The following is a 19,046-nucleotide window of genomic DNA, read 5'->3' as shown; positions in this document are numbered from 1 at the left end:
AGAATTGAAAGAGTATAAATTAACCGACTGGCTACCTACAACAAAAAAAGAGGTAGAACTAAGAGGATGGGACGAACTGGATGTTATCCTGTTCAGTGGAGATGCGTATGTAGACCACCCTTCATTCGGAGCTGCCGTTATCGGACGCATGCTCGAAGCACAAGGGCTGAAAGTGGCCATTGTACCTCAACCCAACTGGAGGGATGACCTGCGTGACTTCAAGAAGCTGGGCCGTCCGCGTCTGTTCTTCGGAATTTCGGCCGGGTGCATGGACAGTATGGTCAACAAGTATACGGCCAACAAACGGTTGCGCAGTGAAGACGCCTATACCCCCGACGGACGTCACGACATGCGTCCGGAATACCCGACCATCGTTTATACTCAGATCCTGAAAAAGCTGTTTCCTGACGTGCCGGTTGTCATAGGAGGAATTGAGGCTTCATTGCGCCGGCTGACCCATTATGACTACTGGCAGGATAAGGTAAGGCCGTCTATCCTGGCCGAATCGGGGGCCGACCTGCTGATCTACGGGATGGGGGAAAAACCGGTAACCGACCTATGCAGGTACCTCAAGGAACATGATGGAATACCCACCAGCTTACTACAGACAGCCTATCGGGTACATAAGGACAAGTTCCAGCCGGAAGAAAGCGACCTCCGGCTCTTTTCGCATGAAGAATGTCTGAAAGACAAACAGAAACAAGCCCGGAACTTCCGGCATATTGAAGAGGAGTCGAACAAGTATGAAGCGGCGCGCATCTATCAGGAAACCGGCAATCAGGTCATTGTCGTAAACCCACCGTACCCACCTATGACACAGGGTGAGCTCGACATGTCGTTCGACCTTCCGTATACCCGTCTGCCCCACCCCAAATACAAGGGGAAACGGATCCCTGCATTCGACATGATCAAATTTTCGGTCAACCTGCACCGGGGGTGTTTCGGCGGATGTGCTTTCTGCACCATTTCGGCCCACCAGGGAAAGTTCATTGTGAGCCGGAGCAAAGAAAGCATTCTCAAGGAAGTGAAAGCCATCACGGAAATGCCCGACTTCAAAGGTTATCTGAGCGACCTGGGAGGGCCGTCGGCCAATATGTATGCGATGCATGGACGAGATGAAAAGATGTGCCGCCGCTGCAAACGTCCTTCCTGCATACACCCGAAGGTATGCCCGAACCTCAACACCGACCACCGGCCGCTCCTTGATATCTACCATGCTGTCGATGCACTTCCGGGAATCAAGAAAAGTTTTATCGGAAGCGGTGTCCGCTATGACCTTCTCCTGCACCAGAGCAAAGACCCCGAGATCAACAAGAGTACCGCCGCATACACCCGTGAACTCATAGCCCGACATGTAAGCGGACGGTTGAAAGTGGCTCCCGAACATACCAGCGACAAAGTGCTTTATATCATGCGGAAACCACCCTTTGAGCAATTCTATGAATTCAAGAGAATATTCGACCGCATCAACAAGGAACTGAACCTGCGCCAGCAGATTATCCCTTACTTTATCAGCAGCCATCCGGGGTGTACGGAAGAAGACATGGCCGAACTGGCGGTCATCACCAAACGCCTCGATTTCCATCTGGAACAAGTACAGGACTTCACTCCCACACCTATGACCGTAGCTACCGAAGCCTGGTATACAGGCGTACATCCTTATACCCTGGAACCCGTATTCTCAGCCAAGACACAAAAGGAAAAGCTGGCACAACGCATGTTCTTTTTCTGGTACAAGCCGGAAGAACGGAAGGCCATCATCAACGAACTCAGGAAGATAGGACGCGGCGATCTTATCGAAAAGCTGTACGGCAGGAAATAACGGAATCGGACACAAGACAGACTATGCAATATACCCCATTCAGGGTATTGTTCTGTCAGGAAGTCGTTTGTAAATTTGCCCCCAAATTTATAAGAGATGAATATTGCCGCATTAATATCAGGCGGAGTGGATAGTGCGGTCGCCGTACATCTGCTCTGCGAACAAGGGTATACCCCCGACCTGTTCTACATCCGCATCGGAATGGATACCGACGACGGACTGAGCTGTACAGCCGAAGAAGATATCGAACTGGCCACAGCTACCGCTCGGAAATACGGGCTGAAATTCGAAATCATAGATCTCCAGAAGGAATATTGGGAAAACGTAGTGGCATACACTGTCGAAAAGGTCAGAAACGGCTTCACACCGAACCCCGACGTCATGTGTAACAAGCTGATCAAGTTCGGATGCTTCGGGCAGAAAGTGGGACATGCCTACGACAAGATCGCCACAGGCCATTACGCCTCTACCTGCGATAGGGACGGGAAAATCTGGCTGGCTACAGCCAAAGATCCCATAAAGGACCAGACCGATTTTCTGGCACAGATAGACTATCTGCAGGTTTCCAGGCTGATGTTCCCGTTAGGCCGGCTGATGAAGGAAGAGGTACGCCGAATAGCCGAAGACGCCAGACTGCCCAGTGCCCGCCGGAAAGACAGCCAGGGTATCTGTTTCCTGGGAAAAATCAATTACAACGATTTCATACGCCGTTTTCTTGGAGAAAAACCGGGAGCCGTCATCGAACTGGAAACCGGCAAGAAAATCGGTACACATAAAGGATTCTGGTTCCACACTATCGGGCAACGGAAAGGACTGGGCTTGAGCGGAGGACCATGGTTTGTAGTAGATAAGGATACGGAAAGAAATATACTTTATGTTTCACACGGCTATGACACCGAGAAGCAATACGGAAACAGATTCCGACTGACAGACTTCCATTTCATAACCGAAAACCCGTGGACCGACGGAATACAGCAGGAAATCCGTTTCAAGATACGCCATACCGACGCATTCCAGTCAGGCATACTCACGTTCCATAACGGTGAATGTTACATCGAAAGCGAGGACAAGATTCAGGGCATCGCCCCCGGACAGTTCGGAGTCATCTACGATAAGGATGCACATCTATGTATCGGAAGCGGGGAAATCAGAAAATTCCGGTCCTGATTTTCCGCATCTCAGGAAAAATGAAGGTCTTTTCAAAAAATTCCTTGGACTTCCGCCTGAAAGACCTTCATCTTTTAAACAAGACAACAGCATCTTTTAAAGGAAACAACAGCAAGTCCGGAGAAGAATTACCGCACCTTTTCCACATTCCCCAGCCGGACAAGAAAAAAGGCTATATCCGTCTCCGGAAAAACCGGAAGCGGATATAGCCCTCCTGCATCGAAAAAAGTAAGTATTCGGCCAACTACAGGTATTAAACCTTTATATACAACAATAGCGACTGTCACTATGAACCTAATAGTATCAGCCGCTATTGTTTTGTTGAACCCATATGTTACAATTTATATCAGTTACAAGATTCCTCCTTTTGCCTTGTCAGTACACATTCCGGATGTTTCAACTTCCATTTATGTGGAAGTAGATTCAAAAGTTCTTCTTGGGTTGCCTTTTTGTGATAAGGCATTTGTGCGATAACATCGTTCAGGTATACCCTGGGATTTACCCCGTGCGCCTTACATGTGGCCAGCAGAGAACATATGACAGACATATTAACCGCAGCTTCGTGATTACCACAGAAGAGAAAATTTTTTCTGCTCAGAGTGATGGGCCGTTGGACATTTTCCGCCAGATTGTTGTCCCAGTACAGGCGGCCATCGTCCAGACATCTCATAATATTATCCCATTTGGTATAGGCATATGTTATGGCCTTGCCTGTCAAAGAACTTGGACTGTATTTAATTCCTTCTGTCTCCATCCATACCTTCATTGCCTCCATGATTGGCCTGGACAGTTCCTGACGCGTCTGTCTGCGCTCATCATATGACAGGCCGGCTTCGTCACACTGGCGTTCTATTTTATAGATATGCTGTATCTGAGTCAGTGCATGTTGCGCCATCTCCCTGTTTTCATCCAAAGCCTGCTCAAAATGACGGCGTATATGCACCAGGCAGTTGAGTAGCCGCACGTCGGGGTTGGTCTTGAAGGCTGTTTCATAACCTGCAAAACCGTCACATTGAAGATATCCCTTGAAGTGATAGTGATTTGCCAGGGATTCGATGACCGCTCCGGCCCGTGATCCCCCGTCGTAATGGAAGATGACCAGTTTCTCCATGACTGATCTTACCATCCAGAGATATTCCTTGTCGGCTCTGTGTTTTTCTCTGTTAATGACCGGAACTGTAGTTTCATCCGCCTGTACATAGTCACAGGAGAAGACTTCCCATTTGAGTTCTTCATACAGAGGCTTAAGCAGTTCCACGGTTTTCTTGAACCAGCCGTCCAGTGTACTTTCGGTAAGGCCTTTCATTCCAAGATGGCGGTATTGCTGTATCTGACGGTAGAACGGGACATGATATTCATACTTCTGAAGCAGTATCTCGGCAAGCAGGCTGGTGTCAGCAATGCACTTGTCGACCGGCATCAGCGGCATGGGAGCTATCTCTACGCCTTTCTGTCCGGCCGGAGGAAGCAGGGTACTATCCTTGAGAGCATATTTGGGACGGATGATCACCTTGACGTAAAGCATTCCCGGCTTGTGTTTGACGACTTTTGTTATCTCTTCGCCTATTCTACGGTATAAAGACAAGTCTACGCCTTTCGGTTCTATTGTATCGGTTTCCAATACGGGCAAGTCCTCTATCATTTTGCGGTTCTGACGATTTCGTTTTACGTCTTCCACCGATTCCTTCTCAATCTTTTCCACAGCCTCGTCCCGCTTTTCTTCCGCCTGCTGCCGGAGTCCGGAAAACTCGTCGGCAAAGAGATCTGGCATATTAGGATCATATACGCGAAGTTTCTCCGATTTACGACCAAAGAGCTGACGGTTCAGCCATGCGACCTGAGCCGTCAACTCCTTGATACGTTCCTGCAGATTTTTTATCTGTTCGGATTGATTCTTATTAGTAGTAGACAATGAGGCTATAGAGGCATTCAGCCCTTCTATCGTCTTGAGTAAAATTTCTTTTTCTTCCATTGTCTATACTTCTTTTAATGATGTAAATATACTAATTAACAGTGAATTATGCAACAATATCCAAAGTTTACTCACATAAAAACATGTTATACATGGTATTCCTTACGTTCGGCTCTTAACCGCCGGAGCCTCTGTTCCGGGTTTTCCTGTATTCCTTCAACCATCATCACCAGATCGCGCCACTCCATGGGATAGCTGTTTGATTTGGGATCATACTCCGGCAACTTGAAGCGACCGGCCTCCAGACGTTTTACATACATTACCATACCTCCGTCTTCGGCATGAAGGAGTTTCATTAGCCTGCGGCTGGAACCGATGAAGATGAAGACATCACCGTTCCTCACTTCACTGTTCATTTTCTCATGTACCACTCCGCATAGCGAACTGATACCCTTGCGCATATCTGTCCTGCCAGGACACAGGAAGTAGCGCATCGTGTCGTTCAGGTTAAACATGACCGTTTCGAAGACTTTGGGTAAATATTTCCTTCAGCAAATCTTCAGAACCGCTCCCGAAGTGGGCACGAAGTCCATTGGGAAACAGCAGCGCAACACCATGCGGCAATTGTTCTTCTTGGGAAGACTCCGTAAATGCCTGTTTAAAACTGATAGGAGCCAACTCGTGTTTGATACTGCTCCTGTCAACGGAACATTTTCTACGCCAGTAGTGATAGGTTGAATAACTTACACCTATCTGTTGAAGGTACGACTTCAACGGCAGCTCGCTTTGTTGCACCTGCAATTCTAATTCTTCAAATTCTTGTCTGTTCATAATAATTGAGGTTTGATTGTATTCACTGCCGCAAAGCTACAACCAAACCTCAAAATGTAAAAGGTGCATTTCTTCGAATGCTTACCGAAAAAAGACTTCTATCTTTTATTTCAGTTCCAGAGTAATGATTGATTTGGCCGGAAGAGTGATCTTCAAACCATCCTTAGTAAGTTTGGCACCCTTGAATTCAACCGGTACCACTACATCCGGATGTTCGAATGAATTATAATCTGTAACATTCTTTGAAGTCAGGATTCTTCCTGTTACGCTCTTGGCCTTGATTCCGCCCAGATCCAACGTTACTTCCTGCTCTTCCTTCAAGTCGATATTCGACATGGAAACATGTACCACACCGTCCTTGTTACGTGAAACAGTTGCACTTACAACCGGAACGATACGGTCGTCACGCACAATCTTCCGTTCACATTTCAGGTCGACAGGCAGATAAGTCGCATCCTGATGCACATTATACATCTCAAATACATGATAAGTCGGGGTCAGCACCATCTTGTCGTCCTTGGTCAGAATCATGGACTGGAGCACATTGACCACCTGGGCAATATTCGTCATTTTGATACGGTCTGTATAACGGTGGAAAACATCCAGAGTCATGGAAGCTACAAAAGCATCGCGCAATGTATTCTGCTGGTACAGGTGTCCTTTAATGGTTCCCGGCTCTTCATCCCACCAGGTTCCCCATTCGTCTACCATCAGACCGATCTGTTTTTCCGGATCATATTTGTCCATGATGGCAATATGACGTTTCAGCACATCTTCAATTTCCAGACACTTGCCGATAGTCCAGTAATAGTCATCATCGGTAAACTTAGTTGCCGATCCTTTACTTCCGGTCCATCCGGTAACGGTATAATAATGTAAAGAAATACCGTCCATACGGTGTCCTACATTCTTCATCAACACTTCGGTCCAGTCATAATCATAGTCACTGGCACCACTTGCAATCTTGAAGAGCACATTACCGTCGTAATTACGGCAATAGGTGGAATAACGACGGTACAGATCGGCATAATATTCCGGACGCATGCTACCGCCACATCCCCAACTTTCGTTTCCTACCCCCCAGTATTTCACTTTCCAAGGTTTTTCACGTCCGTTTTCCTTACGGAGCTTCGCCATCGGGCTGCCCTGTTCGGCCGTGATGTATTCTACCCATTTAGCCATTTCCTCTACACTACCGCTACCTACGTTACCGCTTATATAAGGTTCACACCCCAGCAGTTCACAGAGGTTCAGGAACTCATGCGTACCGAAGCTGTTGTCTTCCACGGTACCTCCCCAATTGTTGTTGACCATACGCGGACGTTTGTCACGGGGACCGATACCGTCGCGCCAATGATATTCATCGGCAAAACAGCCTCCCGGCCAGCGCAATACAGGCACCTTCAATTTCTTCAACGCCTCCAGTACATCCGTACGGTATCCCTGAACGTTCGGAATAGACGAGTCCTCTCCTACCCACAAACCTCCATAAATACAGGTTCCCAGATGTTCTGCAAACTGACCATAAATCTCTTTATTGATAATGTTCTTTCCCTGGTCCGGGTGAACTGTAACCGAAACTTCTTGCTGAGCAAAAAGCGGCATAGCGGCAAAAAATGCCAATCCCAAAATGGTGTTTTTCATTTCTTTATTTTTCTGTTTGGTTAGTATTGTAAAGTTACGGGATACACTATGTAACCTCTAAAAACACTTCAAGTGCGAAATTAACAATTTTATCCGAGATTCGGATAAAAACCGGTAGTTTTTCACCCGTCTTTACTGTTTTCTGTAAAAATGCTCCCGATCATTTCAGGATTACGTGAAACAATCGGGAGCAATAATCTACATTTATGCAATCTTATATACTACAGTATTCTGTAATACCAGCGACTTGTTATGTGCAAAAAAGACTACTCCGCCGGTCGGAGCCTGAATCTCCATAAGGACCTGACCGGTGTAAGGATCGATGACAGAAGCCATCACTTCCCCCTTCTTCACTACATCGCAAGCGTATTTCATCTTATACAAGATACCCGAAACGGGAGTTTTCACCGGGACCAGCTCTTCCTCATCCAGCAGACGTGAATTATAATCCGGGCTGCCGTAGTCAGTATAGTCTACCAGCCCCGTGCGCTGCATAAAACGGAAAAGCGTATGGATACAGTCGGTCACCGTTTTTCCTTCCACCGTATCATTCCCCCCGCTATAGATAGAGAAGGCTTTTGTCCCCCAGATCTGCCAATTGTAATTGAGTAAAGTCGTATCAAAAGGCAAAGGTTTGTACAGGCAGACAAACGGAAGGCCGAACAGAGTTGCAACAGACGCATCTTCATAGCCGGTCCGGGTAATCCGTACATGAGGCACAAAATCTCCCGGAATATAGAAACTGGCCAACTGGATGCCGTAGGTATACCCCTGGATAGCTTCAAAAAGGGCGGCGGCTATACGCTGGGTCGTCTCTCCCTGGTCATAGCCCGGAAACATACGGTTTATGTCTGTATTATCCATGGCCCAGAAACGTTTTTCTATATTCATAGAGAAAGGATTGACAGAAGGGACAACCAGAATTTCATGTCCGGGAGCCAGTCGGCCTTCTTTCTCCAATGCAGCCAACCGGCATACAGTCTGTGAACAGATGTATTGCTGCTGTATCTCGTTACCACGCATGGCGCCTACTAGAGCAAGGCTCTTTTCACCTTCTCCGAAACGGAATCCCTGAATGCGGAAAGTGTCACGGAAAGGAGATTCCATGCTGAAGATAATTTCATTTTTCATATCAGTCGTTTATAATTGATGAATACGTGCCAGGAGTGAACCCTGATAGACTATCGGATAAGCACGGAGGGTAAAAAGCAGCCCCCGGGTAGTCGCCTCAACAGACTGAAGGATTTCTCCGGTCAGCGGACTGACTATTTCTCCTATTTTCTCTCCCTTTTCCACAATCATGTTATTCTTGATTTCGGTAAGGAAAACTCCGGAAGCATCCGCATTGATGAAGTTCACCTGATTGCCCACGGAGACAGTAGGAGCAGACACTGAGATATTCCCGGGTGCTTCGGCCCAGACTCCCATGGCATGCATCAGGTTCAGGATACCATTCACCAACCGGTTTCCATAACCGTGGTTAATACGCATGCCCACTCCCATTTCCACCACCAGAGTAGGGGTACCGATACTGTTCAGCGAATGCGCCAGCGTAGACTCCAGTACCGTAGCGGCTTCGTGTACCCAGATGAAATCCACATCCAGCAGCTTGGCATAAGGAACCAGTTTATCCGCCGTCTGCACATTAATGCGTACCTGCGGAATCTCACGTAAAAAAATATTGCTTGAATGGATATCGATCACCATATCTGCCCCTTGTAAATCGTGTATAAGGGTATAGGCCACCTGTTCTGCCATTGTCCCTTCCGGATTGCCGGGAAAAATACGGTTCATATCCAGATCGAAACCGGGAATTCCCCGTGTAATGGAATCGATACCCATCGGATTCAACGCCGGATAGATTTCCAACGTACCATCCAGTTTATCCAGGTTCTGCTGTACAATCTGATTCAGCCGGAAACAGACATACTGGCCTTCCAGCTCATCGCCGTGAGTCCCGGTTACGACACAAATACGTCTGGCAGAATTTCCATGGCTGATTACATTCTTCCTGATCAACAACCGCTCATCAACAGGTAGAGCGGTAGATACCACTGTCTTTATCATATTTCTTCTACTATTACTCGGATTTCTGTCTGCTGTGTGGCGTTACCGGTAAAAACGCCACGATTGACCCGGCAATCCATGGCATCACGTCCATGAGCCAACTTGATGTAGCCATATTCTATCAACCGGTTGTTTGTCGGGTCTATTCCTTTCCACTCACCGTTTACAAGCACTTCCACCCAGGCATGGGTTACTCCTGTGCCCTGCATGAAACCGTTTACATAACGGGCAGGGATACCACAGGCACGACACAGCGCAATCAATATATGCGCATAGTCCTGGCATACACCTTTCCGCTGGCTGAAGGCATCCATAGCCGTAGTATCAACCTGTGTACTGCCCGGTGAATAGCACATATAACCATATATCCTTTCGGCTAGCATCATGGCACAATCCAGCGGGTCATTTCCCGACTTGTCCACATCGGCTATAAATTCTTTCATGGAATCGGATAATCCGGTAAGCGAAGACTCTACCCGGAAGACATATCCCGGCGTAGATTCCGGAATGCTGTAAGGCTTAAGTTTCGCCTCACCGCTACTGACAAAAATAAAGGCATCATGGGCCTCTGTCCGGCTACCGTATTGAAGCGGGTTTCCCCAGGCATCGGCTCCGTAAATGACATAATCCGCCGGATGCAGGAACATGTCCCTTTTTTCTACCTGCTGACACGCATTTACGCACGGCATACACCTCAGACTAAAGAAATGTCCGGTTACAGGAGAGCTGAAATGTATGATTGTCTGATAATTATATAAGTATTTCTTTACAATCATGGCTTCATTATATTCAATCTTTACAGCAAGACAAGATGGTTGAGATATTTAAGTACGGTAGCTTTATACTGCAAATTGGAACAGTCATAAGCATCCTCTTTCAGCAAATCATCCAGATGTTCCAGAATCATCTGGTCAAAAATACCTTCCTCCGTTTCTGCACAAAGTTTCAATGATTCGTATGCTTCCTGTATGCGATAAAAAGGATAATCAAAGCGGATGTGCATGTCCATATTTTCCACCAGCTTGCCTATCCGCAGAAAATTACGTACCCGTTCATCGAAAACCCGTTCGTCTACCGACCCCCAGAAAGCCAGCAGATAATCGGTTATCGGCTGAAGATCCGTGATATTCCCATCCTTTTTCTCGGCAGACTTACGGATATATGCCAGGGAAAGCTCGACATACGAAAGTGTCTCGCTCATGATTTCTTCACGCAGGACAATGGCGTTGTCATTGGCTGCCATCAGTCCTGACACCAGAGAACAGGGATTCTTGTCATCATACATATACCCCATCCGGAAACTTTCCATATCCGGATACGGATTGCTGGTATCCAGCTTCTGATAATATTCCTCGTACTCCTTAGGCTCACCGTCAATCATCTTGTCGTAATAACGGCGCAAAAGATGAAGGCTGATATAAACTCTTTCTGTATAGCGGCCTAACCAATAAAGACGGTTGGCTTTAATGGCTGAAATAGCATTGCATGTAATCATATAATATTGTTTTTTTAATGTCTGTATCCAGTTATCTGTTTCCTACACTCGGAACCATTTATTTCTCCATTACCCATGTATCCTTGAATCCTCCTCCCTGCGAAGAATTCACTACAAATGAATTCGGGTTACGTGAAAAACGCGTCAGCCCGCTTTTCCATACCCGGGTCTGTTTACCGGAAATAACGAAAGCACGCAGGTCGGCTTTTCTTTCCACCCGCTCATCACCCTCCTGGATTTCCAGATCCTTGAAGTCTATCACTTCCTGTGCAATCCAACGCCTTGGATCATCAATGATCAGTTGCTTCAGTTCCGACAGCTTTTCGGGAGAAAGGTCGCGCCCGAATACCACTCCATACCCACCGGCTTCACTGACATCCTTAATGACAAGCTTGGCTATATTATCCAGAATATACTGATAATCTTCTTTATAATATGGAAGATAAGTGGGTGCATTCTGAAGGATAGGCTTTTCATTCAAATAATACGTAACCATCTTAGGCACAAAATAATAGATACCTTTATCATCAGCCACGCCATTACCCAATGCATTGACCACCGCCACATTACCCTTGCGATAGGCCTGCATGAGATGAGGAATCCCCAATAAAGAATCCGAATTAAAAGCAAGCGGATCCAAATATTCATCACTGACACGGCGATAGATACATCCTACCTGCTGTTTTTCCTTATACAACCCCATGTAGTAGACAATATCGTTTTCCACTATCAGATCGCCCGGAAAAGCCAAGGTAGCCCCCGTCTTCTCTGCCAGATACGAATGTTCGAAAAAAGCTGAATTATAACGTCCGGGAGTCAATATGACAGAAATCCCCCGTCCGTCATTCACATAATCCATCATGTCTTTCAGCAAATTGCTGTAATCGCGATTGTCGGCTACGGCATTTTCCTGAAAAGTCTGTGGAGAGACCTTCCGGGTTATGGTACGTGCTATCATCGGATAAGAAGCTCCGGAAGGGATACGCAAGTTATCTTCCAACACGAACCAACGGTTGTCCTTCGCCTGGACCAGATCAATACCCGATATGTGGGAATAAATGTTATGCATAGGAGAAATTCCCTCGCACTCAGGAGTATATCCCTTGGATGAATAAATAAACTCTGCAGGTATGACACCATCCTTTATGATATTTTTCTCATGATAAATATCATATAAAAATAAATTCAAAGCATTGACGCGCTGTATAAGTCCCCTTTCCAGATAACTCCAGTCATCTTTGGTAATTACCCTCGGTATAGCATCAAAGGGAAACAGCTGTTCTTTAAAAACCCCGTTCTTATACACCCCGAAACGAACTCCGAAACGTTCCATCCATTTGTTCACCGCATCACGGTTCTCAATTATTTTATCCATATCTTACCTTTTTAAATTATACCTTATCCAACTTTCTGGCTCAAACTACATTTGGATGATGCTTGTCCAAACGAGAAAACCTTTTTGCTTATTTTTTTCTTGTAAAATTACAACTTTTGACTTTAAAGGCAATATATATTATATCATTTTATTATAATATTACGTAAAAACCAACCACTACAAAGTTATATCCGCAAATATATAAATAAAAAGATATAAAAACAACAAAATAAATAACAAAATGAAACAAGAGCATGTTTTCTGTTTTCTTCACATAATGACTAGAATCACATTCATAACAGAATCTTTTCAGGAAACAACAAGCAACCATTGCCGACAATGAACCGGCAATGAAGCTACTGAAGAATCAAAGATCTGACTCTTACTGATACAATTTAAATATGAAGAAGCGCATCATGGAAAATTTACTATTCCGACAAGAATCTCACATGCGCAACGAATCCGCCCCCGGTTACAGCAGACTCATGCAAGAGGTAAACCGGCAGGCGTATATCAAAAAGATAATATAATATAATGTATAGGAAAAGAATGTTCCGGTTCAAACCGGCTGTGTCACGTTCGTGCATACCCCGAAACCTTATGGAGACATGCCCGACTAAATGATCAGTCCAGCTGATGGAACTGCTCTATCAAAGAAGTTATATTGGCAGTAAACAGACGGGCAGAAATGGCAAGCAGAATAATGCCAAAGAATTTCCGTATCACATAAATTCCGCCTTTACCCAGCAGGCGTTCCACACGGTCGGTTAGCTTCAGAACAATATAAACCCATATCATATTCAACAACAGGGCTATCAGAATATTGATCGGCGCATATTCGGCCCGCAACGACAGCAGGGTAGTAAAGGCACCGGCACCGGCCAGCAACGGGAACACCAACGGAACCAAGGTCGCCTCCTTGATAGGTCCTGTATTCTTGAAAATCTCAATGTCGAGAATCATTTCCAGTGACAACAGAAATATGACGAAAGCACCGGCAACGGCAAAGGATGCGATATCGACCTGGAAGAGCCTTAAAAGCATATCGCCCGCATAAAAAAAGCCCACCAGCAAAACCGCGGCAATCAACGTAGCCTTAATGGCATTTACTGAACGGCCTTTCTGCTTTAAATCCAGAATGATTGGTATTGAACCGATTATATCAATGACAGCAAACAATACAATAAACGCACTCGCCAACTCCTGAAAATCAAACTTTCCCATAATTTCCAAAACAATTAAGTCTATTTCAGATACAAAGTTATACAATTTTTAAACATCTGCAAGATATTACAACCTTTATCAGACGGTAAGAAACGATAAAAAAGGTAAAAGGCAAAACATTTATCGAATTATTAACTAACTTTGTATGTTAAAATATAACTTAATAAAGTTAAATACGTATGGAAGTAACAATGTATGATAAACTTTTACTGCTTCCTCTTTTTCAAGGTCTTGGCAAAGAAGACTTTACAGCTATACTGGAAAAAGTAAAACTACATTTTCAAAAATATGGTCCTGGAGTCTGCATTGCACATCAGGGTGATACATGCAGGAACATCATATTCGTATTGAAAGGTGAAATACACTCCGAATCGACCGACAGCCAACATGGATATACCCTTGAAGAGACATTCACAAGTCCACATGTCATCGAACCTTATTCCCTGTTCGGGATGCACCCCCAATATACCGCATCCTATTACACGAATACAGACACCAACATTGTAACGGTAGACAAATCCTATATTTTGTCGGAGCTCAGCAAGTATCAGATATTCCAACTGAATTATCTGAATCTCCTGAGCAACCGTGCCCAGACAATTTACCGCAAGCTCTGGAACGCCCATATAGGAAACACATACGAAAAGATTGCCAACTTCCTCCAGTTGCGCTGCACAAATCCTACAGGGAAAAAGATCCTGCATATACGGATGGAAGACCTGGCATCTCTGATTGACGACACACGCATCAACGTTTCCAAGGTTTTGAATGAATTAAGAGACAATGAACTGATCACATTAAGCCGGAAAGAAATCTACATTCCGGCACTGGAAGAAGTTATCAAATACGTAAAAAACTTAAACTGACCGCTTATGCAAAATCCATTTCTGGAACCTTATGATACTCCCCACGGAACTGTTCCGTTCAATAAAATCCGGCTTTGCGACTACGAACCGGCTCTACGTGAAGGAATGCGCCAAGAAGATGAAGAGATCAAGGCCATTACAGAAAATCCGGAAGCTCCGACTTTCGCCAATACACTGCTGGCACTGGAACATGCCGGAAAACTGCTTGACCGTGTCACGACTGTCATGTTCAACCTGATGAGTTCGGAAACCTGCGATGAACTGGATGCCATAGCCGAAAAAATGATGCCGGAACTGTCAGAACACGGGAATAACATCAACCTGAACGAAAAACTGTTCCAACGCGTCAAAACGGTTTATGAGGAGCGTGACAAGCTGACACTGACAGCCGAAGAACGCCGTCTGCTTGAAAAGACATACGACGGATTTGTCCGTAACGGGGCCAACCTGAACGATACGGATAAAGTCACTTTCAGGAAAATCACAATGGAACTGAGTAACCTGACCCTACGCTTTTCACAGAACCACCTGAAAGAAACCAACAGCTACGAAATGTTGCTGACCGATCCGGAACAACTGAAAGGATTGCCGGAAAGCGCCGTTGAAGCGGCTGCACATACCGCCAAGGAAAAAGGAAAGGAAGGATGGATCATCACCCTACAGGCACCCAGCTATGTTCCGTTCATGAAATACAGTGCAATACGTGACCTGCGCAAACAACTCTACATGGCATACAATACCCAATGTACCCATGAAAACGGACAAAATAACATCGAAATTGTAAAACAGCTGGTAAACCTGCGTATGGAAGTGGCACAGCTGCTCGGATTCAGCGACTACGCCGATTATGTGCTCCGCAAACGGATGGCAGAAAACAGCGGGCATGTCTATCACCTGCTCGACCAGCTGCTGGATGCTTATACACCTGCTGCCCTCAAGGAAGTGGAAGAAATACGCACACTGGCACGCAAAACCGAAGGGGAAAGTTTTGAACTGATGCCGTGGGATTTCTCCTATTATGCAGAAAAGCTGAAAAATGAAAAATTCAACCTTGACGAGGAGGCTCTAAGGCCATATTTTGAACTGAGCCGTGTAGAAAAAGGCGTGTTCGGTCTAGCCACCCGACTTTACGGAATCACCTTCAAGGAAAACAAAGACATTCCAGTCTATCACCCCGATGTAAAAGCCTACGAAGTATTCGACAAGGACGGTAGTTACCTGGCTGTACTTTATACTGATTTCCATCCCCGTGAGGGAAAACGTTCGGGAGCGTGGATGACCAGTTACAAAGAACAATGGATTGATGACAACGGACATAATAGCCGGCCGCATGTCTCAGTAACCATGAACTTCACCAAACCGACAGCTGAAAAACCGGCCTTACTGACATTCTCGGAAGTCAACACTTTCCTGCATGAATTCGGACATGCCCTACATGGAATGTTCGCCAACACCCGGTTCCAATGCATGAGCGGAACCAATGTGTATTGGGATTTTGTAGAACTCCCGTCGCAAATCATGGAAAATTTTGCAATAGAAAAAGATTTTCTTAATACATTTGCATGTCATTATCAAACAGATGGAGCCATACCAGCCGATCTGTTGCAACGCATTGTAGATGCATCGAACTTCAACGTTGCCTATGCGTGCCTGCGCCAGGTTAGCTTCGGATTGTTGGATATGGCTTGGTATACCCGCCAGACTCCTTTTGAAGGTGACGTCCGCAGCTATGAACGGGAAGCCTGGAAACGTGCCCAGGTACTGCCACAGGTGGAAGATACCTGCATGAGTGTCCAGTTCGGCCATATCATGTCGGGCGGATACTCTGCCGGATATTACAGTTATAAATGGGCAGAAGTTCTGGATGCCGACGCCTTTTCGGTCTTTAAGGAAAAAGGAATCTTCAATACCGAAGTGGCGCAATCCTTCCGTGACAACATCCTGTCTAAAGGAGGCACGGAACATCCGATGGTTCTGTATAAACGCTTCCGCGGACAGGAACCGACTATTGACGCTTTATTAAAACGAAACGGAATCAAATGATAAACCAACGATATGAAAAACTATATATTTTCTATTCTGGCCGTCATCTCCCTGCTATGTTGCAGCTGCCAAAGTGATAACATAAATGAAATTTTTGCCAGCGGACAAATCTGGCACTGGAGCGGATCATATGACACCTCCAACTGGAAGGATGAAAACAAGTTCACCCCCACCCTTACCAAAGATGAAGTATCCCAGATCAACAAGAATCAGGAAGTTTATACCATCCAATTCCAGAATGACGGGACTGTAACCGGCAAAGGGGATGCTATCACAATCGAAGGAAAATGGAGTGCCAACGGTGACGACAACAGTTTTTCTATTAAAATAAAGTCAGACAGAACTCCTACCGGACTGGACCGGACTTTTTTCAATGAAATCAGCGACGCGAAGTTCTACCGGGGTGATTCCAAGACAATCAGACTGTTTAATCTCAACAAAAATCATTATATCCAATTTTACCCGGTAGGGTTCAGAGATTGAAAAAGCTATGGAAACAAACAACAAACAAGAAACACTTGACCGCCGCTATATGCGTATGGCTACCATTTGGGCAGAAAATTCCTATTGCATACGACGTAAGGTAGGTGCCCTGATCGTAAAGGACAAGATGATCATTTCCGACGGTTTCAATGGAACTCCATCCGGATTTGAGAATGTATGTGAAGATGAAAACGGGGTGACCCACCCCTACGTGCTCCATGCTGAAGCCAACGCCATAACCAAAATAGCCCGTTCCAGCAACAGCAGTGAAGGAGCTACCCTGTATGTTACGGCTTCACCATGCATCGAGTGTGCCAAACTGATTATACAGGCAGGCATAAAACGAGTAGTATATGCCGAAAAATACCGTTTGGAAGACGGACTCAATCTACTCAGACGCGCAAATATCGAATTGGTCTACTTAAACCCAAACGAATAAGAATATGACAACAAATAACAAGAACCGACTTATGCCATTCCTGCTTGCCATATGTATGGTGGCAGGTATCCTCATAGGAACATTTTACGCCAATCATTTTTCGGGCAATAAATTAGGCATTATCAACACCTCGTCAAATAAACTGAATGCATTGTTACGCATCATCGACGACCAATATGTTGATTCTGTCAACATGGCCGACCTGGTAGAAGATGCGATGCCTCAGATTCTGGAAGAACTTGATCCGCATTCTTCTTATTTCTCCGCTAAAGACCAGGAAGCGGCCAATGCCGATTTGAAAGGAAGCTTCAGCGGTATTGGTATTCAGTTCACGATTCAAGATGATACCATTCATGTAAATAATGTAATTGCCGGAGGCCCTTCCGAAAAAGTAGGTCTTATGGCAGGTGACCGTATTGTAGAAGTGAATGATACAGCCTTTGTAGGCAAGATTGTTACAAACCAGGAATCCATGCGCCGCCTGAAAGGAGAAAAAGGAAGTAAGGTCAAGATAGGTGTGTATCGTCCCGGAGAAAAAGGAATCCTACATTTTACCATTGTCCGCGGAGATATCCCCGTACAGAGTATTGACGCCACCTACATGATCAATGACAAATTCGGCTATGTCAAGATCAACAAATTCGGTGAAACCACTTATCCGGAGCTACTGGTAGCACTGGCCAAATTGAATCAAAAGAACTGTGAAGGACTGATTATCGACCTGCGTGGCAATACCGGCGGATATATGGCCGCTGCTATCCAGATGGTAAACGAATTTCTTCCGAACAACCGCCTGATAGTATATACGGAAGGACGTAAATCCCCTCGTCAGGATTATGCTTCTAACGGAACAGGAAGTAGCCAGAAATTACCGCTGGTTGTTCTGGTCGACGAAGGGTCTGCATCGGCCAGTGAAATTTTTGCCGGTGCCATCCAGGACAATGACCGCGGTACCATCATCGGACGCCGTTCGTTCGGTAAAGGGTTGGTACAACAGCCTATCGAATTTAGCGACGGTTCTGCCATCCGCCTGACAATAGCCCGCTATTATACCCCGTCTGGCAGATGCATCCAGAAGCCTTATGCCAAAGGAAATGATGCCGAATATGAAATGGATATCATCACACGATATGAGCACGGTGAATTCTTCTCGGCCGACAGTATCAAGCAGAATAAGGAAGAAACCTATTATACCAGTATCGGACGTCCGGTATATGGTGGAGGTGGCATTATGCCGGACATATTTGTACCACAAGACACTACGGGCATGACTTCCTATTACCGTATGGCGGTAACCAAAGGACTGATAGCCAGATTCTCACTGGACTATACCGACAAGAACAGAAAAGTTCTGCAGGAATACTCTACCCCGGAACAGATGGAAGCCTACCTGAAAAAACAGAACCTGTTGGAAAAATTCGCATCATATGCCGAAAAAAGAGATCTGAAACGCAGAAATATTCTGATGTACAAGTCCAAAAAAATACTGGACGAAGCTTTATACGGCAATATTATCTATAACATGCTGGGGATGGAGGCTTACCTGCAGTACATGAACCAGTCGGACAATACTGTTCTGAAAGCTGTAGAAGTCCTTGAGAACGGTGATTCATTCCCGAAAGCCCCCCAAAAAAAATGACGACAGAACAATAACAAATCCACATACCGGAATCCTTTT

The 19,046-nt window shown here is 45.5% G+C and carries 17 protein-coding genes; 7 read left to right on the top strand and 10 right to left on the bottom strand.

The genetic code is table 11. From position 1 onward, the window contains the following. Window positions 1-4: 4 nt before the first annotated feature. Both BQ7489_RS03820 and mnmA read left to right on the top strand, forming a co-directional pair. Window positions 5-1,822, top strand: coding sequence for a YgiQ family radical SAM protein (locus BQ7489_RS03820; RefSeq protein ID WP_072529997.1), 1,818 nt, complete (start codon window positions 5-7; stop codon window positions 1,820-1,822). Between the two features lie 96 nt (window positions 1,823-1,918). Then, window positions 1,919-2,989: a tRNA 2-thiouridine(34) synthase MnmA gene (gene mnmA, locus BQ7489_RS03815; RefSeq protein WP_072529996.1), complete on the top strand. Its 1,071-nt coding sequence runs from the start codon at window positions 1,919-1,921 to the stop codon at window positions 2,987-2,989. A 346-nt stretch (window positions 2,990-3,335) separates the two neighbouring features. Here the strand turns inward: mnmA and tnpC are convergent, their stop codons facing one another. From tnpC to BQ7489_RS03760, 10 genes are all read right to left on the bottom strand, one after another. Beyond that, window positions 3,336-4,961, bottom strand: coding sequence for an IS66 family transposase (gene tnpC, locus BQ7489_RS03805; RefSeq protein WP_072529846.1), 1,626 nt, complete (start codon window positions 4,959-4,961; stop codon window positions 3,336-3,338). An 86-nt stretch (window positions 4,962-5,047) separates the two neighbouring features. Further along, window positions 5,048-5,416 (bottom strand): IS66 family insertion sequence element accessory protein TnpB, encoded by a 369-nt coding sequence (gene tnpB / locus BQ7489_RS03800; RefSeq protein ID WP_071149928.1) that lies wholly within the window; start codon window positions 5,414-5,416, stop codon window positions 5,048-5,050. After that, window positions 5,409-5,732: an IS66 family insertion sequence element accessory protein TnpA gene (tnpA, locus tag BQ7489_RS03795; RefSeq protein WP_022233666.1), complete on the bottom strand. Its 324-nt coding sequence runs from the start codon at window positions 5,730-5,732 to the stop codon at window positions 5,409-5,411. Before tnpA ends, tnpB begins: the two co-directional genes overlap by 8 nt. 105 nt (window positions 5,733-5,837) lie before the next feature. Continuing rightward, window positions 5,838-7,376, bottom strand: coding sequence for an alpha-N-arabinofuranosidase (locus BQ7489_RS03790; RefSeq protein ID WP_072529994.1), 1,539 nt, complete (start codon window positions 7,374-7,376; stop codon window positions 5,838-5,840). Between the two features lie 204 nt (window positions 7,377-7,580). Next, window positions 7,581-8,507 (bottom strand): M14 family metallopeptidase, encoded by a 927-nt coding sequence (locus BQ7489_RS03785; RefSeq protein WP_072529993.1) that lies wholly within the window; start codon window positions 8,505-8,507, stop codon window positions 7,581-7,583. Between the two features lie 9 nt (window positions 8,508-8,516). After that, the gene (locus BQ7489_RS03780; protein WP_072529992.1) at window positions 8,517-9,443 is read right to left on the bottom strand and encodes a M14 family metallopeptidase; all 927 of its coding nucleotides are present in this window, start codon (window positions 9,441-9,443) and stop codon (window positions 8,517-8,519) included. Next, window positions 9,440-10,219: a transglutaminase family protein gene (locus BQ7489_RS03775; protein ID WP_072529991.1), complete on the bottom strand. Its 780-nt coding sequence runs from the start codon at window positions 10,217-10,219 to the stop codon at window positions 9,440-9,442. The genes BQ7489_RS03780 and BQ7489_RS03775 overlap by 4 nt, the downstream gene beginning before the upstream one ends. 20 nt (window positions 10,220-10,239) lie before the next feature. Next, entirely contained in the window at window positions 10,240-10,938 is a 699-nt protein-coding gene (locus tag BQ7489_RS03770) for an alpha-E domain-containing protein (RefSeq protein WP_072529990.1), read from the bottom strand. A 58-nt stretch (window positions 10,939-10,996) separates the two neighbouring features. After that, a complete protein-coding gene (locus tag BQ7489_RS03765; protein ID WP_072529989.1) occupies window positions 10,997-12,313 on the bottom strand; it encodes a circularly permuted type 2 ATP-grasp protein in 1,317 nt (438 codons plus the stop codon). A gap of 624 nt (window positions 12,314-12,937) precedes the next feature. Further along, the gene (locus BQ7489_RS03760) at window positions 12,938-13,540 is read right to left on the bottom strand and encodes a MarC family protein (protein ID WP_072532009.1); all 603 of its coding nucleotides are present in this window, start codon (window positions 13,538-13,540) and stop codon (window positions 12,938-12,940) included. Window positions 13,541-13,716: 176 nt separating this feature from the next. On the opposite strand from BQ7489_RS03760, the gene BQ7489_RS03755 reads away from it, so the two are divergent. Genes BQ7489_RS03755 through BQ7489_RS03735 form a run of 5 tightly spaced genes read left to right on the top strand, consistent with a single transcriptional unit; the run spans window position 13,717 to window position 19,007 of the window. Next, the gene (locus tag BQ7489_RS03755; RefSeq protein WP_072529988.1) at window positions 13,717-14,403 is read left to right on the top strand and encodes a Crp/Fnr family transcriptional regulator; all 687 of its coding nucleotides are present in this window, start codon (window positions 13,717-13,719) and stop codon (window positions 14,401-14,403) included. A gap of 6 nt (window positions 14,404-14,409) precedes the next feature. Continuing rightward, complete coding sequence (locus tag BQ7489_RS03750) at window positions 14,410-16,446, top strand: M3 family metallopeptidase (RefSeq protein ID WP_072529987.1); 2,037 nt, start codon at window positions 14,410-14,412, stop codon at window positions 16,444-16,446. Between the two features lie 12 nt (window positions 16,447-16,458). Then, complete coding sequence (locus BQ7489_RS03745; protein WP_072529986.1) at window positions 16,459-16,929, top strand: DUF4847 family protein; 471 nt, start codon at window positions 16,459-16,461, stop codon at window positions 16,927-16,929. A gap of 7 nt (window positions 16,930-16,936) precedes the next feature. Next, window positions 16,937-17,368, top strand: coding sequence for a dCMP deaminase family protein (locus tag BQ7489_RS03740; RefSeq protein WP_072529985.1), 432 nt, complete (start codon window positions 16,937-16,939; stop codon window positions 17,366-17,368). Window positions 17,369-17,372: 4 nt separating this feature from the next. Continuing rightward, window positions 17,373-19,007 carry a S41 family peptidase gene (locus tag BQ7489_RS03735; protein ID WP_072529984.1) on the top strand — a complete coding sequence of 545 codons (1,635 nt, stop codon included), beginning with the start codon at window positions 17,373-17,375 and terminating at the stop codon, window positions 19,005-19,007. Window positions 19,008-19,046 lie beyond the last annotated feature (39 nt).

The organism is Bacteroides ilei (assembly GCF_900128495.1).
Taxonomy (GTDB): Bacteria; Bacteroidota; Bacteroidia; order Bacteroidales; family Bacteroidaceae; genus Phocaeicola; species Phocaeicola ilei.
This window is presented reverse-complemented; position numbering and strand designations above follow the sequence as displayed.

Coding starts and splice junctions, on each gene's coding strand:
- BQ7489_RS03775 (WP_072529991.1), bottom strand. CDS start 10,219: ATGATTGTAAAGAAATACTTATATAATTATCAGACAATCATACATTTC.
- BQ7489_RS03790 (WP_072529994.1), bottom strand. CDS start 7,376: ATGAAAAACACCATTTTGGGATTGGCATTTTTTGCCGCTATGCCGCTT.
- tnpB (WP_071149928.1), bottom strand. CDS start 5,416: ATGTTTAACCTGAACGACACGATGCGCTACTTCCTGTGTCCTGGCAGG.
- BQ7489_RS03755 (WP_072529988.1), top strand. CDS start 13,717: ATGGAAGTAACAATGTATGATAAACTTTTACTGCTTCCTCTTTTTCAA.
- BQ7489_RS03740 (WP_072529985.1), top strand. CDS start 16,937: ATGGAAACAAACAACAAACAAGAAACACTTGACCGCCGCTATATGCGT.
- BQ7489_RS03780 (WP_072529992.1), bottom strand. CDS start 9,443: ATGATAAAGACAGTGGTATCTACCGCTCTACCTGTTGATGAGCGGTTG.
- BQ7489_RS03765 (WP_072529989.1), bottom strand. CDS start 12,313: ATGGATAAAATAATTGAGAACCGTGATGCGGTGAACAAATGGATGGAA.
- tnpA (WP_022233666.1), bottom strand. CDS start 5,732: ATGAACAGACAAGAATTTGAAGAATTAGAATTGCAGGTGCAACAAAGC.
- BQ7489_RS03785 (WP_072529993.1), bottom strand. CDS start 8,507: ATGAAAAATGAAATTATCTTCAGCATGGAATCTCCTTTCCGTGACACT.
- BQ7489_RS03770 (WP_072529990.1), bottom strand. CDS start 10,938: ATGATTACATGCAATGCTATTTCAGCCATTAAAGCCAACCGTCTTTAT.
- BQ7489_RS03750 (WP_072529987.1), top strand. CDS start 14,410: ATGCAAAATCCATTTCTGGAACCTTATGATACTCCCCACGGAACTGTT.
- tnpC (WP_072529846.1), bottom strand. CDS start 4,961: ATGGAAGAAAAAGAAATTTTACTCAAGACGATAGAAGGGCTGAATGCC.
- BQ7489_RS03745 (WP_072529986.1), top strand. CDS start 16,459: ATGAAAAACTATATATTTTCTATTCTGGCCGTCATCTCCCTGCTATGT.
- BQ7489_RS03735 (WP_072529984.1), top strand. CDS start 17,373: ATGACAACAAATAACAAGAACCGACTTATGCCATTCCTGCTTGCCATA.
- mnmA (WP_072529996.1), top strand. CDS start 1,919: ATGAATATTGCCGCATTAATATCAGGCGGAGTGGATAGTGCGGTCGCC.